Origin of the sequence: Streptomyces sp. NPDC057682 (assembly GCF_042799575.1) — a bacterium.
Taxonomy (GTDB): Bacteria; Actinomycetota; Actinomycetes; order Streptomycetales; family Streptomycetaceae; genus Streptomyces.
Map to the genome: position 1 here is coordinate 112,395 of NZ_JBHVIN010000010.1, position 14,506 is coordinate 126,900.

The 14,506-nt window shown below is 72.3% G+C and carries 14 protein-coding genes; all 14 read right to left on the bottom strand.

Going from position 1 to position 14,506, the window contains the following annotated elements:
• Positions 1-43: 43 nt before the first annotated feature.
• The 14 genes from ACFVDM_RS20020 to ACFVDM_RS20085 all read right to left on the bottom strand — a co-directional run bounded on the left by ACFVDM_RS20020 (position 44) and on the right by ACFVDM_RS20085 (position 14,487).
• Positions 44-628, bottom strand: a complete 585-nt coding sequence (locus ACFVDM_RS20020) for an NADPH-dependent FMN reductase (protein ID WP_383641317.1) — start codon at positions 626-628, stop codon at positions 44-46.
• A 79-nt stretch (positions 629-707) separates the two neighbouring features.
• Positions 708-956: an acyl-CoA carboxylase subunit epsilon gene (locus ACFVDM_RS20025; protein WP_383641320.1), complete on the bottom strand. Its 249-nt coding sequence runs from the start codon at positions 954-956 to the stop codon at positions 708-710.
• A 9-nt stretch (positions 957-965) separates the two neighbouring features.
• Positions 966-2,555: an acyl-CoA carboxylase subunit beta gene (locus ACFVDM_RS20030; protein ID WP_383641323.1), complete on the bottom strand. Its 1,590-nt coding sequence runs from the start codon at positions 2,553-2,555 to the stop codon at positions 966-968.
• Between the two features lie 7 nt (positions 2,556-2,562).
• Positions 2,563-4,002, bottom strand: a complete 1,440-nt coding sequence (locus tag ACFVDM_RS20035) for an MFS transporter (RefSeq protein ID WP_383641326.1) — start codon at positions 4,000-4,002, stop codon at positions 2,563-2,565.
• A gap of 97 nt (positions 4,003-4,099) precedes the next feature.
• Positions 4,100-6,436 carry an SDR family oxidoreductase gene (locus tag ACFVDM_RS20040; protein ID WP_383641329.1) on the bottom strand — a complete coding sequence of 779 codons (2,337 nt, stop codon included), beginning with the start codon at positions 6,434-6,436 and terminating at the stop codon, positions 4,100-4,102.
• Positions 6,437-6,438: 2 nt separating this feature from the next.
• Positions 6,439-7,377: an aromatase/cyclase gene (locus tag ACFVDM_RS20045; RefSeq protein WP_383641332.1), complete on the bottom strand. Its 939-nt coding sequence runs from the start codon at positions 7,375-7,377 to the stop codon at positions 6,439-6,441.
• A gap of 33 nt (positions 7,378-7,410) precedes the next feature.
• A complete protein-coding gene (gene fabG / locus ACFVDM_RS20050) occupies positions 7,411-8,202 on the bottom strand; it encodes a 3-oxoacyl-ACP reductase FabG (RefSeq protein WP_383641334.1) in 792 nt (263 codons plus the stop codon).
• A gap of 76 nt (positions 8,203-8,278) precedes the next feature.
• Positions 8,279-8,548: an acyl carrier protein gene (locus ACFVDM_RS20055; RefSeq protein WP_383641337.1), complete on the bottom strand. Its 270-nt coding sequence runs from the start codon at positions 8,546-8,548 to the stop codon at positions 8,279-8,281.
• 78 nt (positions 8,549-8,626) lie between these two features.
• Positions 8,627-9,838 carry a ketosynthase chain-length factor gene (locus tag ACFVDM_RS20060; protein ID WP_383641340.1) on the bottom strand — a complete coding sequence of 404 codons (1,212 nt, stop codon included), beginning with the start codon at positions 9,836-9,838 and terminating at the stop codon, positions 8,627-8,629.
• A complete protein-coding gene (locus ACFVDM_RS20065; protein ID WP_383641343.1) occupies positions 9,835-11,106 on the bottom strand; it encodes a beta-ketoacyl-[acyl-carrier-protein] synthase family protein in 1,272 nt (423 codons plus the stop codon). Before ACFVDM_RS20065 ends, ACFVDM_RS20060 begins: the two co-directional genes overlap by 4 nt.
• A complete protein-coding gene (locus tag ACFVDM_RS20070; protein ID WP_383641346.1) occupies positions 11,103-11,432 on the bottom strand; it encodes a TcmI family type II polyketide cyclase in 330 nt (109 codons plus the stop codon). The genes ACFVDM_RS20065 and ACFVDM_RS20070 overlap by 4 nt, the downstream gene beginning before the upstream one ends.
• Before the next feature lie 35 nt (positions 11,433-11,467).
• Entirely contained in the window at positions 11,468-12,937 is a 1,470-nt protein-coding gene (locus tag ACFVDM_RS20075; protein ID WP_383641349.1) for an FAD-dependent monooxygenase, read from the bottom strand.
• A gap of 153 nt (positions 12,938-13,090) precedes the next feature.
• Positions 13,091-13,729, bottom strand: a complete 639-nt coding sequence (locus tag ACFVDM_RS20080; protein ID WP_383641352.1) for a monooxygenase — start codon at positions 13,727-13,729, stop codon at positions 13,091-13,093.
• Positions 13,730-13,824: 95 nt separating this feature from the next.
• Positions 13,825-14,487 (bottom strand): hypothetical protein, encoded by a 663-nt coding sequence (locus tag ACFVDM_RS20085; RefSeq protein ID WP_383641355.1) that lies wholly within the window; start codon positions 14,485-14,487, stop codon positions 13,825-13,827.
• Positions 14,488-14,506: the final 19 nt, after the last annotated feature.

Below are 14,506 nucleotides of genomic sequence, written 5' to 3' on the forward strand. Positions count from 1 at the left end.
GCGGGCCGCCGGTCCGGCCGGCGACCCGCGGACGAGGGACGCGTTACGCGCCGTACGGGCGCTGCGCGCGGGCCTCGCGCAGCGAGACGCCCCACCACACCAGCTGGTCCAGCAGGGCCTTGGCGGCGGTGGCCGCGGCGGTCGGGTCGGTGAGCGCCCCCGACTCGTCGAACTGCCCCCACACGTTGTGGAAGCTGACGCAGTCGCGCACGGTCACCGCGTGCAGCTCGGCGAAGACCGGGCGCAGGTGCTCCACCGACCGCAGACCGCCGGCCAGACCGCCGTAGGAGACGAAGCCGACCGGCTTGGCCTGCCACTGGGTGGAGTGCCAGTCGATGAGGTTCTTGAGCGAGGCCGGGTAGCTGTGGTTGTACTCCGGCGTCACCACGACGAAGGCCTCGGCGGACGCCAGGCGCGGCGACACCCGGGCCAGCTCCTCGGCCACCGCGTCACTCGGGGCGTGCGACATCGCGTGCGGCAGCGCGTGCTCGGTGAGGTCGATCAGGTCGACCTCCACGTCCGCGCGCTGACCGGTCTGCGAGACGAACCAGTTGGCGACGGTCGGGCCGAACCGGCCTTCCCGCACACTGCTGTTGATCACGGCGAGGCGCAGGGGTGTGGCGGACATACATCTCCTCTAGTACCTGTCCGGGCGGAGCCGGCCGGGGCCTCTCCGTCCGGGTCCGAAGGTCGGACCGCGGCTGACGTCAGGACCGGCCCGGTGATCCCATCCGGCCCGGGGAGCTCGCCGCGGGGGTGCGTCCCGTGCCGTGCTCACGGCCCCAGCCGCGGGCGCCGCTGTGGCGAAGCGCGCGTTCCAGACGGTGCCAGTTGGGTGAGCGGCGGCGGGACGGGCGAAGGGGCTGGGACGCGGCGGACCGAGCCATCAACACCACGACAAGAGCAGCGAGTTCCTCGGAAGTAGCGTAACCGCGGATGACCCGGATGTCCGACATGATTCTCCGTCACAGAGGGGGGTTGCCGTGTTTGCGGGAGGGAAGTTCGGCGTGCTTCTCGCGCAGCATCGCCAGGGATCCGATGAGGATGGAGCGGGTGTCGCGGGGGTCGATGACATCGTCGACGAGACCGCGCTCGGCGGCGTAATAAGGGTGCATGAGCTGGGTGCGGTACTCCTGGATCTTCTGCTGCCGCACCGCTTCGGGGTCGTCGGCGGCGGCGATCTCGCGGCGGAAGATGACATTGGCCGCACCCTCCGCACCCATCACCGCGATCTCGTTGCCCGGCCAGGCGAGGGCCAGGTCGGCTCCGATGGATCTTGAGTCCATCACGATGTAGGCCCCACCGTATGCCTTGCGGATCACGACCGAAACGCGAGGAACGGTGGCGTTGCAGTACGCGTAGAGCAGCTTCGCGCCGTGCCGGATGATTCCGTTGTGCTCCTGGTCGATGCCCGGGAGGAAGCCGGGTACGTCGATCAGCGTGACGATCGGGATGTTGAAGGCGTCGCAGAACTGCACGAAGCGGGCGGCCTTCTCGGAGGCCTCGATGTCCAGCACCCCGGCCAGGGACTGCGGCTGGTTGGCCACGATGCCGACGACCTCACCGCCCAGCCGGGCCAGGACACAGAGGCTGTTGCCCGCCCAGCCGGCGTGGACCTCGAAGAACTCCCCGTTGTCGACGATCTCCTCGATGACCGCACGCATGTCGTAGACCCGGCCGGGATCGTCCGGGACGAGGTCGAGCAGGGCCTCGCTCCGACGGTCGTGCGGATCGTCGGCCGGGACGGCCGGGGGCAGCTCCCGGTTGTTCTGGGGGAGGAGGGAGAGGAGGTAGCGGACTTCGGCGATGCAGGTCTCCTCGTCGTCGTACGCGAAGTGCGCGACGCCGGAGGTCTCGGCGTGGACGTCGGCGCCGCCGAGCCCGTTCTGCGTGATCTCCTCACCGGTGACGGCCTTGACGACGTCGGGGCCGGTAATAAACATCTGCGAGGTCTCACGGACCATGAACACGAAGTCGGTCAGGGCGGGGCTGTAGGCGGCGCCGCCGGCGCAGGGGCCGAGCATCACACTGATCTGCGGGATGACGCCCGAGGCCTTGGTGTTGCGCTGGAAGATCCCGCCGTACCCGGCGAGGGCGGAGACGCCCTCCTGGATACGGGCCCCGGCACCGTCGTTGAGCGACACCAGCGGTGCACCGGCGGAGATGGCCATGTCCATGATCTTGTGGATCTTCGTCGCATGGGCCTCACCGAGCGCCCCGCCGAAGATCCGGAAGTCGTGCGCGTAGACGAACACCGTCCGCCCGTCGACCGTGCCCCAGCCGGTGACCACACCGTCCGTGTACGGCTTCTTCGCCTCCAGGCCGAAACCCGTCGCCCGGTGGCGCCGCAGCTGCTCGACCTCGTGGAACGAACCCTCGTCCAGCAGCAGCGCGATCCGCTCGTACGCCGTCAGCTTGCCCTTCGCGTGCTGGCGTTCGGTGGCGGCGGGGTCCGGGCCGTGCCGGGCCTCGTTCCTGATCAGGCGGAGTTCCTCCAGGCGCTCGTAGAGCGTCCAGTCGGAACGCCGGGCCGGAGTCGTATCGATAACGGACATCAAAGCCTCACTCTTCTGTGGATGGTGTGGCGCCCCGGGCCGGACCGGTCCGCAGACCGCCGAGCCCGGCCGCCAGCCCGGCCACGGCCACGGCGGTGACGAGCAGGAACGCCGGCCGGTCGTCGGTACGGCCGACGGCCAGGGCCGCCACCAGCGCCGGTACGACGGCGGCGGCGAGCTGGACGGCGCTCTGGTAGAGGCCGACGGCGGCGGGCCGGTCGACGGCGGCCAGCCGGGACGTCGCCTGGGTGTTCAGCGCGGCGAAGGACAGGACGAAGCCCGCACCCACCAGCAGCAGCGTCGGCAGGACGTCCGTGACGTAGCGCTCCGGGGTCGGATGCCGCAGGCACAGCGCCGCGCCCAGGACCGGGCCCAGCGCCCCCAGGGCGATCAGCCGGGCCGTGCCGTACCGGGCGATCAGCCGCCGGGAGAGCAGCGCCGTGACGGCCAGCGGCACACTGGCGGGCAGGAGCGCCAGCGCGGTGCGCAGCGGGGACCAGCCCAGACCGGTCTGGAGGCGTACGGTCAGGATCAGCAGCAGCCCGAGGTTCACCCCGTTCAGCGCGGCGGCCCCGGCCATCGAGCGGACCAGGGTGCGGTTGCGCAGCAGCCGGCCCCGGATCAGCGGCCGTGCTCCGGTGCGTTCGACGACGGCCAGCACGGTGCCCAGCGCCGCGGCGAGCAGCAGCGGCCCCGCGGTCCGCGCGTCGGACCAGCCGTGGTCGGGGACCGAGACGATCCCCAGCACCAGGCAGAGCAGGGCACTTGTCAGGGCGAGCGCCCCGGCCGTGTCGAAGCGGCGTGGTTCGCCCGGGGGCGGGGCGGCGGGGGCCGGGCCGCGCGGGATCAGCCGTACCGCGCAGACGAACAGCACCAGGACCACCGGCGCGGGGAAGGCGACGGTCCACCGCCAGCTCACCTCCGTCAGCAGCCCCGACACCAGCAGGCCCGCGGCGAAGCCGGACCCGCCGAACAGGGCGTAGACCGACACCGCGCGCTCGCGGCTGCGCCCCGCCGGGAACTCCGAGGCGATGATGGCCAGTCCGGTCGGCGCGGTCAGCGCGGCGAAGAAGCCCTTCAGCACGCGGGCGGCCACCAGCACGGCCGGTTCGTCCGTCACCCCGCCCGCCAGCGAGGCCGCGGCGAAGCCGAGCAGCGCCCCCAGGTAGACCCGCCGCCGGCCGAGCAGTTCCACCAGGCGCCCGCCGAAGAGGGTGAGCCCGCCGAAGCCGACGGCGAAGCCGGTGATCAGCCACTGCGCCCCGGTCAGCGAGAGCCCGAGCGCCTGTCCCGCCACCGGCACGGCCACGACCATGGCCGACACCTCAAGGGCGTCGATCAGCATGTTCCCGGCCAGGACGAACAGCAGCCCCCACAGGCGCGGGCTCCACCGCCCGGCGCCGGCCGGAGGGGCGGCGGAACCGAGGGATTCCTGAGGTGGTGCCACGGGTTTCATCGCGCTCCTTCACTCCGTCCTGTCCCTGCCGTCCGCTGCCGGCCGCCGTCGGGTCGCACAACCCGTCGGGGTCCGGTCCCGGTGCCGTTCAGCCGAGGAGCGTGCCTCCGGTGGCGTCGAGGAACGCCCCGGTGATCCAGCGGGCGTCCTCGCTCGCCAGGAACGCCACCACGTCGGCGACGTCCCGGGGTTCGCCCACCCGTCCGAACGCCGAGAGCGCCGCCATCTGCTCGACGGCCTCCGGGATGCCGAACACGGGGTTGTCGTTGCGCGTGATGCCCGGCGCGACGCTGTTGATGGTGATGCCGCGCGGCGCGAGGTACTTCGCGAAGTGCAGGGCCAGTTGCTCGACGGCGCCCTTCGTCATCGCGTAGGCGATCTCCTCCGGATTGGCGAAGTGGGTCAGCCCGGAGGTGATGTTGACGACCCGGCCGCCGTCGGTCAGGTTCCCCAGCGCCCGCTGGATGAGGAAGAACGGCGCCTTGGCGTTGACGGCGAAGAGCCGGTCGAACTGCTCGGGCGTCGTGGCGTCGGCCGCGACACCACCGCCCATGATCCCGGCGTTGTTGACCAGGATGTCCAGATCGGTGGTGCCGGTGCGCTCCTTCAGGCCCTGTTCCAGGTCGAGGAAGAGCGCGTCGGCGTCGCCGGGGACGCCCAGTTCCGCCCGGACGGCGAAGGCCCGGCCGCCGTCCTTCTCGATCGAGGTGACCACGTCGTCGGCGGCCTCGCCGCCCCGGGAGCTGTGCACGGCGACCAGGGCGCCTTCCCTGGCCAGCCGCAGGGCGATGGCCCGCCCGATGCCCCGGCTGGAACCGGTCACCAGCGCCGTCTTGCCCGTGAACCTGCTCATACCTGCGTCTCTTTCCTGTGAAGGGGTCGGTGAGGGTGCGCCGGCGGCCGGGGCCGGGGATTCCGTACGCGCCGGGGTGCGGGCCGGTGCGTCGGTGAGGGCGTACGGGCCGTCCGGCGCCTCCGGTTCGCCGAACCAGCGCCGCAGCGCCGTGCGCAGCCCGGCCCCGTCGTCCTGCCCCCCGCCCTCCGGGCCGGCCCAGACGACGTGGCCGTCCGGCCGGACCAGCACGGCGGCGCCCGGCTCCGGGACCGCCGTGCCCGCCCCGCCGCCGGGGACGAGGTCGACCCGGTCGCTCCACGGGGCCAGCGCGTGCCGCCAGGTCTCCGCCGGGCCGGGGGCGCCGGGATGCGGCAGCAGCAGGCCGCGGGAGCCGTGGCCGCGCTGTCCGTGGGCGAGCCGGTGGCCGAGCAGCGGGTGGTCACCCGGGCCGGTGTCGTAGCGGATGTCGAGGCCGCAGATCATCGCGGCCAGATGGGCGCGGACCGGTTCCTCGCGGACGAGTTCGGCCACGACGGCCCGGACGGGTTCCACCTCGGGGCCGCCCATGAGCAGCATCGCCTGGGCCCGGATGTTGCCCAGGGCCCGGGAGCCCACGGCGTGCCGTTCGGTGTGGTAGCTGTCGAGAAGGCCGTCGGGGGCCCGTCCGGCGACCTGGAGGGCGAGCTTCCAGCCGAGGTTGGCCGCGTCCTGGAGGCCCAGGTTGAGGGCCTGGCCGCCGATGGGCATCTGCTGGTGGGCGGCGTCGCCCGCGAACAGCACCCGCCCGTCCCGGTACTGGGCGACCTGCCGGGCGGCGTCCGCGAAGGTGTTCACCCAGAGCGGGCGGCCGTGCCCGATGTCCTCGCCGGTGAGCCGCTGCCACAGATCGCGGATCTCGGCGAAGACGGGCGCCCCGGTCCGCTCCCCGGCCGCGCTGCCGAACTCGTGCGCCATCACCCGGGTCACGCCCTGGGCGTTGCGGGCCGCGACGGCCAGCCCCCGGGGCAGCCGCTGGAAGCGGCGGGCCGGGATGTCGATGCCGGCGACATCGGCCCGGACCAGCTCGCGGCGCGCGGCGTCGCCGGGGAACGCGGCCCCGGTCAGCCGTCGCACGGTGCTGTCCTCGCCGTCGCACGCGACGAGGTACCGGGCCCGGACCCCGACCGTCCGGCCGTCGGCCACCGCCTGGGCGGTCACCCCGTCCGGGCCAGTGTGCACCCCGGTCACCTCGTGGCCCGTCCGCAGCTCCGCGCCCAGCGACAGCGCCCACTCCCGCAGGGCCGCCTCCGTCCCGGTCTGCGGGATCTTCCACTGCCCCGGATACGGGGTCGGCAGCGTCAGATCGAGCGGGATGCCGCCGAAGTGGCCTCGTACGTCGTTCGGCAGCTCCCCCAGCGCGTCCAGCAGGCCGCGGCTGTCGAGGATCTCCATCGTGCGGGCGTGCAGGGTCGACGCGCGTGACTCCGTCCCCGGCTCCGTGCGGCGCTCCAGCACCACCACGGCCGCCCCGCCGAGCCGCAGCTCCCCGGCCAGCAGCAGCCCGGCCGGGCCCGCTCCGACGACGACGACATCGCAGTCCAGGGTGGTCACGGTCAGCCCGTGCTCTCGGCGTGGTCCTTGGCGTGTCCGAGCGTGGCGCGGCTGTTGGTGCTGAGCGCCCCGTGGACGTAGGCACGGGCGTCCGCGACGGTCGCCCCGGCGCCGAGGACCTTCTCGATGGTGGCGGTGTTGAGCACCACGGTGTGCTGGGAGACGGCGGTGACGGAGCCGTCGTCCTCCTCGGTGAAGGTCCAGCAGCCGGTGTGCAGGGTCATCAGCGCGGGCAGCGTGATCTGCTTGTACGCGATCTTCTGGTGCGGGAACGCCACCCGGTAGGACTTGGTGGTGTGGGTCGAGCCGTCCCGGGCGCGGGTGTCCATCTCCAGGGTCTGGAGCCCGGGGACGTCCTCGTCGAAGCGTACGGACGCCACGTGCGGAAGGCGCTCCGCCCAGAGTCCGGCCTCGTTGATGAAGTCGAAGGCGTCCTTGGCGGAGCCGTCGATGCGCACGCTGTCCTCGAAGGAGAAGGTCAGTTCCTTCGCGGCGTGCGCGCGCTCCACATTGGTTCTGAGGGCGGCCAGTTCGGACCGGGAATTGCGGTCGACGGCCTCCTCGATCCACTCCAGGCCCTCGGCGTCGTCGTCGACGGCCCGGTAGTCGTGCAGCAGCCGGACGCGGGAGTCGCCGCCGGGCAGCGGTTCGATGATCCAGGTGCCGCCCATCGCGGCGACCGGCGGCGTGGACACCTCCTGGCGGAAGTCGATGCGCAGGCCCTCGGGGTCCAGGGTGCGGCGCGAGGTCCAGTTCTTGGCGGCGCCGTTGGCGGTGGCCCAGATCCGGATGCGCTCGCTGTCGCCGTCCCGGTCGGCCACGTCGACGTGGATGGTGGGCGGGAAGATCTGCGGCCAGTTCTCCACCTCGGCGATCAGGCGGTAGACGTCGGCCGCGGGCGCGGCGACGGTGATCTCGTGCTCGACGTGCTGGGTCGTCATGTCGGTGTCTCCTCGCGAGGGGGTCCGGGACGGTCAGAAGTTGCCGAGTCCGCCGCAGACGTTCAGTGCCTGGGCCGTGAGGGAGGCCGCGGTGTCGGACGCCAGATAGCCGACGAGGCCGGCCACCTCCTCGGGGGTCGAGTAGCGGCCGAGCGGGATCTTCGCCGTGAAGCGCTCCATGATCGCGGCCTCGTCGGTGTCGTACGCGGCCGCGTAGCCCTGGCGCACCCGCTGGGCCATGGGGGTCTCCACATAGCCGGGGCAGACCGCGTTGACGGTGATGCCGGTCGGCGCGAGCTCGTTGCCGAGGGCCTTGGTGAAGCCGACGACACCGTGCTTGGACGCCGAGTACGGGGCGCCGAGGACGACGCCCTGCTTGCCCGCCGTGGAGGCGATGTTGATGATCCGGCCGCGGCTCTTCTCCCGCATGCCGCCCGCGTTGAGCACGGCACGGGTCATCCGGAAGACGCTGTTGAGGTTGGTGTCGATGACGTCGTCCCACAGCGCGTCGTCGATGTCGGCGGTGACGCCGCCGCCGCTGCGGCCCGCGTTGTTCACGAGCACGTCGACGGTGCCGTACCGCTGCACGGCGGCGCGGACGAAGGCCTCGACGCCCTCGGCGGAGCGCACGTCGAGCGGCGCCCCGTCGACGTCCAGGCCCTCCTCGCGCAGCTCCTTCACGGTGGACGCCACGTTCTCGGCGGTGCGCGCGCCGATGAAGACCCGGTGCCCCTGACCGGCCAGCAGCCTGGCGGCGGCGAGCCCGATTCCGCTGGTGGCGCCGGTGACGACGGCGACCCTGGTGTCCTGGCTGTTCTGTGGCATGGCTGACTGCTCCCGTGATCGGTGGGATGAGAGGCGTACGGAGGGTGCGGTGCGGTGGGGGCCTGTCCGGCGGGCCTCAGGCCGCCGCGTCCTGGACCAGGTGCTCGTTGACGGCGCCGACCAGGGCGCGCGGGGTCGTCGCGTCGGCCAGGATGGTGTCGGAGATGGTGATGCCGTAGGCGCGCTCGATACGGCTGCTGGTCTCCAGCAGCGCCAGCGAGTCGTAGCCCAGGTCCTCGAACTCGTGGTCCGCGATGTCCGAGTCGAGGTCCACGTTCTCCGCGGCGCCGGAGCCCTCCAGCAGGATCCGCTTGAGGTCGTCGATCGTGAACGGCTGTGTGGTCATGCGTCCGCCCTGCCTTGTGTCGGGGTCTGAACCGGTGGAATGGGAAGGTGAGAAGAGAGAAGGGGCCCGCCCGCCCGGTCAGGCGGTGGCGCGCAGCAGCACGGCCGAGTTGAAGCCGCCGTGGCCGCGGGCCAGGACCAGCGCGGTACGGATCCGGGCCGTCCGGGCCGTGGTGACGAGGTCGAGGCCGAGCGCCGGATCGGGGTCGGTGTGGATGCTGGGCGGGATCAGCCCGGACCGCATCGAGAGCAGCGCGGTGGCCAGGTCGAGCGGCGCGGCCCCGGAGTAGAGGCGGCCGGTCATGGTCTTCGGCGCGGTGACGGGGACGCCGTGCCGCCCGAAGACCGTGCGGAGCGCCTCGGCCTCGGCCCGGTCCAGCTCCGGTACGGCCGCCGCGTCGGCGAAGACCACGTCGACGTCGCCGGGGGCGGCGCCGGCCTCGGCCAGGGCCAGTTCGACGGCCTTGCGCAGCGCGGGCTCGCCGCCGCTGCCGGGCCGGGGGTCGAAGGTGGCGCCGTACCCGGCGACCTCGCCGTAGATCCGGGCGCCGCGCCCGCGGGCCTTTCCGGCCTCTTCCAGGATGAGCATCGCGCCGCCCTCGCCCGCCACATGGCCGCAGGCCCGGCGGTCGAAGGGCAGATAGGCGCGGGCGGGGTCGTCGACCGTGCTCAGCCGGCCGCTCGCCAGCTGCGCCACCCAGCCCCAGGGGCAGACGGAGGCGTCGATGCTGCCGGAGACGATCATTCCGGTGCCCTTGCGGATCTGGCGGCGGGCGTGGGCGACGGCGTCGAGGCCGCCCGCCTGGTCGCTCACCAGGACCCCGCTGGGCCCCTTCATCCCGTTGCGGATGGAGATCTGGCCGCTGTTGACGGCGTAGAACCAGGCGAAGGACTGATAGGCGCTGACGTGCTGGCTGCCCTTGCTCCACAGCTTCTGGAGCTCGTTCTGGCCGAACTCGAAGCCGCCGGAGGAACTGGCCGTCACCACGCCCATGTCGAAGCCCTCGGCCTCCTGCGGCTTGATGCCGGCGTCGGCGAGCGCCCAGTCGGTGGCGACCAGGGCGAGCCGGGTCATCCGGTCGGTCTGCGGCAGCAGCCGGCTCGGCAGATGGTCCTCCGCCTCGAAGCCGGGCACCTCACCGGCCAGCCGCGCCGGATAGCCCGAGCCGTCGAAGCGGGTGAGCGGGCCGATCCCGCCGCGGCCGGCCCGGGTGGCCGCCCAGTAGTCCTCCTTGCCCAGGCCGTTGGGGGCGGCGACGCCCAGTCCGGTGATCACGACCGACGCGGTCATCGTGTGCTCCCTTCGACCCGTTCCAGCACCATGGCGCTCTGGAACCCGCCGAAGCCGCTGCCCACGGTGAGCACGGTGTCCGTGCGGTGGTCGCGCGCGGTGAGCGGCACGTAGTCCAGGTCGCATTCGGGGTCGGGTGTGTGCAGATTGGCCGTGGGGGGCACGACGTTGTGCTCCATGGCGAGGGCGCAGGCGGCGATCTCGATCGAGCCGATGGCGCCCAGCGAGTGCCCCACCATCGACTTGATGGAGCTGACCGGGGTGCGGTGGGCGTGGTCGCCGAGGCTCTTCTTGAACGCGGCTGTCTCGTGCCGGTCGTTCTGCTTGGTGCCGGAGCCGTGCGCGTTGATGTAGTCGATGCGGTCGCCGGGGATGCGCGCCTCGTCGAGCGCCACCGTGATGGCCTCCGCCATCTCGGCCCCGTCCGGGCGCAGCCCGGTCATGTGGAAGGCGTTGCAGCGGGAGGCGTAGCCGGAGATCTCGGCGTAGACGTGCGCGCCGCGCCGCCGGGCGCTCTCCAGCTCCTCCAGGACGAAGACGGCTGACCCCTCGCCCAGGACGAATCCGTTGCGGGTGCCGTCGAAGGGCCGCGAGGCCTCGCCGGGCGCGTCGTCGCGCGGGGTGGTCGCCTTGATCGCGTCGAAGCACGCCATGGTGATCGGGGAGATCGGCGCGTCCGAGGCCCCGGCGATCATCACGTCCACCGAGCCCTCGCGCAGCAGCTCGACCGCGTAGCCGACGGAGTCCAGGCCCGAGGTGCAGCCGGTGGAGACCACGGTGCTGGGGCCCTGGGCGCCGACCGCCCAGGCGACCTCGGCGGCGAAGGAGCTGGGGACGAAGTAGTTGTAGAGGTGCGGGGCGGCGTAGGCGGGGTCGACCAGGTCGAGCCGGCCGCCGTCGCTGACGATCCGGTACTCCTCGTCGAGTCCCATGGTCGCGCCGACCGCGCTGCCGATCGTGACGCCGAGGCGGTACGGGTCCAGGGCGGCGGTGTCGAGACCGCTGTCCGCGACGGCCTCCCGGGTGGCGACGATCGCGAGCTGGGCCGCCCGGTCCATCCGCCGGATCTCCTGGGGGCTCAGCCCGCTCGCCTCGGCGTCGAAGTCGATCTCGGCGGCGACCCGGGACCGGAACGGCGCGGGGTCGAAGAAGGTGATGCCGCGGGTGGCGGTGCGCCCCTCGCTGAGCAGGCTCCAGAAGTCCTTGACGCCGATGCCGCCGGGGGCGACCACGCCGATGCCCGTGATGACGACCCTGCGCCCGGTCACGCGGAACCGTCCCAGTGGTAGAAGCGGGTGGCCATGGCGTCGGCGGGCGAGCGCCAGGTGGCGGGGTCGTAGGCCTGGATGAACGGCTTGAGATCGTCGCTGATCCCGATGAACCGGGGGTCGGTCTTGGCCTGTTCGATCAGCTCGCCGCCGTTGTCCTCGTCGAACTCCTGGAGGTGGAAGTACAGCCCCCGGTAGGAGAACAGCTGACGGCGCCGGGTGCCCATCAGGTGCGGCATCTCGGTCCGGTCGAAGGCGTCGAACAGCCCGGCGACCTCGGGTCCGGTGCCCGGTGCCATCCGGGCGACGATCAAGGTGCTGTGCATGGTCTCTTCTCTCTCTTCTCTGGGGTGTACGGGGGTCAGCGCGCCGGTCCGAACCAGCGCTCCAGGGCCATCGGCAGATCGCTGTGGCTGCCCGGCGCGGCCCAGGCCACATAGCCGTCGGGGCGGACGAGCACGGCGGCGGTGCCGTCCAGCGCCCCGTCGCCGGGAAGCTCCTTGGGCGCCGCGGTCACCACGTCCACCCGGTCCGTCCAGCCGGACGCGCGGCGGCGCAGTTCGGCGTTGTCCGCGAGGTCCAGGAGCACGCCCCGGCCGCCGTGCAGGGCCTCGGTGGAGCTGCCCGGGGAGGTGGTGCCGGTCAGTTCCAGGTGCGGCATCCGGCGGCCGAGCAGGGGGTGGGCGCCGCCGTCGACGGCGTAGTGGATCTCCAGTCCGCTGACCATCGCGGCCAGGTGCCGGCTGACCGGCTCGTAGCGGATGAGTTCGCTGAACACATCGCGCAGCGGCTGCACTTCGGCGCCGCTGAGGAAGAGGAGCCCCTGGGCGCGGGTGTTCATCAGCAGACGCTGTCCGACGGGGTGGCGTTCGTTGTGGTAGGTGTCCAGAAACGTTTCGTCCATCCGGCCGAGGGCCACGGCCGCCAGCTTCCAGCCGAGGTTGACGGCGTCCTGGATGCTGGTGTTCATGCCCTGTCCGCCGGCCGGCAGATGGATGTGCGCGGAGTCGCCGGCCAGCAGGATGCGGCCCTGCCGGTAGTGGGTGGCCTGGCGGGTGGCGTCGCCGAAGGAGGAGACCCAGACGGGTTCGCCGTGGCCGATGTCGTCCCCGGTGAGCCGCTTCCAGGCGGCGGCGACCTCGTCGTACGAGGGCGGGGTCTCGCGCCGCTGGGGCGGGGTGCCGCGCTCGCACACGATCAGCCGGGTGATGCCGTCCGGGAGCGGGCCGACCATGACCATGCCGCCGGGCAGGGTCTCGCCGATCATCCGCGGAGGCAGGTTCAGCCCCTTCACGTCGGCCAGGAACATCTCCATGGTCGAGGCGGTGCCGGGGAACTCGAATCCGGCCTGTTTGCGCACCAGGCTGCGGCCGCCGTCGCAGCCCACGAGGTAGGGGGCGGTGAGCCGGTGGACCCCGTCGGGGCCGCGGACCTCCGCCTCGACGTGGTCCCCGGCGTCCTTGACGGAGAGCAGCTCGTGGCTGCGCCGGACGTCGGCGCCCAGGGAGGTGACCCACTCCTCCAGGACGGTCTCGGTCCGGGACTGGGGGATGGTCTTGGCGGCCTGGTGGGCCCCGTCCAGGACGGCGAAGTCGATCGGCAGCCCGCCGAAGTGGCCCTGGTTGCTGACCTCGATGTCGCCGAAGCGGGCGAGCAGGCCGCGCTGGTCGAAGACCTCCATCGTGCGGGCGGTGAACCCGAGCCCGCGTGATTCGCCGGTGCGCCGGGCGAGCTTTTCGAGGACGACGACGTCGACCCCGGCCAGCCGCAGTTCCCCGGCGAGCATCATTCCGGCCGGGCCGGCCCCGACGACGATCACTTGAGTGTCCATGCACCCTCTCCATGCTCGATCCGTACGAATGACCTGAAGAAAATTGACCTGAACCTGTCAAGACGTGGGGCGCGGCGGTGCGCCACCGGAAACGTGACGGGAACGGCGAACGGCCCAGGTCACCGACCTGGGCCGTTCGGGAGAAGCCTGGCGTCAGCGGGTCACGGCCCCCGCGAGGACGTACCGTTTGCCACCGATGCCGCGCACACCCGGCATCGTGATGGCCTCCAGGCACTCCTTGGGACGGCTGCTCTTCATGAAGCCGACGTGGGCGTCCTCGTCGACCCACTCCGCCCAGTTCATGACGCGGGTGCCGTCGAGGCTGATGTGGAAGTGGGAGGCGACCAGACCGGGGAACGGCGTGCCGAGCGGTCCGTCGATCAGATTGTCGATCGAGCGGCGCTGCCGGTCCCGGCCGTCCACGTCGAAGACGGGCGCCACCAGCGCGGTGGGCACGCTGCCGGGCTCCAGGACCCGGCCCCGGTAGAGCCGGTAGCGGACCGGTTCGGTGGTGTTCTCGTCCGGTTCGCCGAGACCGCCGCCCGCCACGAACGCGCGGTAGGCGTCGTCCGAGGTCCACTGGGCGTACGTGAGGACGTTCTCGCCCTCGGTGCTGGTGAAGACGCTCACCGAGAGGAAGCCCTCGGGCAGCGGCCCCTTCCGGTACGGCGCGAGGACCCGCTCCGCCTCGGCCCGCTGGTACTCCGGCCCGCCCACGTACAAGGGGGTCACGAGCGCGACCCCCGCATCGGTGCGGGCGACGTCAGGAAAGGGGCTGGGGGCGTCTGCCATGGGGCTTCTCCTTCGTACCGTCACTGTCGGACCGTCAACCATCATGGCAAGATCCGCAGTTCGATGATCGGATGGTCACCCTGTCGGCCGGGACGTCACCCGTCGATGGCGCGATACAGGTGGTAGCGGGTGAAGCCGATCGGCCGGACGCCCGGGGTGCGGGTCGCCAGCCGCAGCGAACGGTGCCGGGTGGCCCCCTCCAGGAACGCGATGTGCTCCTCGTCGCTCGTCCACTCCGCGTAATTGACGACCCGGGTGCCGTCCATGCTGAGGTGGAAGTGGGAGGCGATCAGCCCGGCCTGGTCGGAGCGCGGGGACGCCTCGATGTTCGCCGTGACGGAGGAGACGATGTGCTCCTGCCGCTCCCGCCCGTCCACATCGAAGCTGGCGATCACCACCGAGGCCGCCGGACCGCTCTCCGGGGCCAGTGGCACGCTCCGGAACAGGCGGTACTCCACCGGTTCCACCCGCGCCGCCGCCGACGGCAGCGAGCGGACGAACGGCCGGTAGGCGTCCGGGCCGGCGCACTGGGCGTACGTCATCACCGTGACGTCGTCGCCGCCCGTGCTGAGGTAGCAGGAGAAGGACAGGACGTCCTCCGGCCGCTCCGCCGCCTCCCAGGCGTCCGCGATCTCGTCGAGGACCGCACGGCCCTGCTCCTCCCCCGCCACGTACCAGTGGCTCATGAAGACGGCGCGGGAGTCCGCGCGGTCGATGGCCGGTACGGCGGCTGCCCGCCGGGCTCCTGTGCTGGTCATGTCGTCTCCCGTGGTCTCG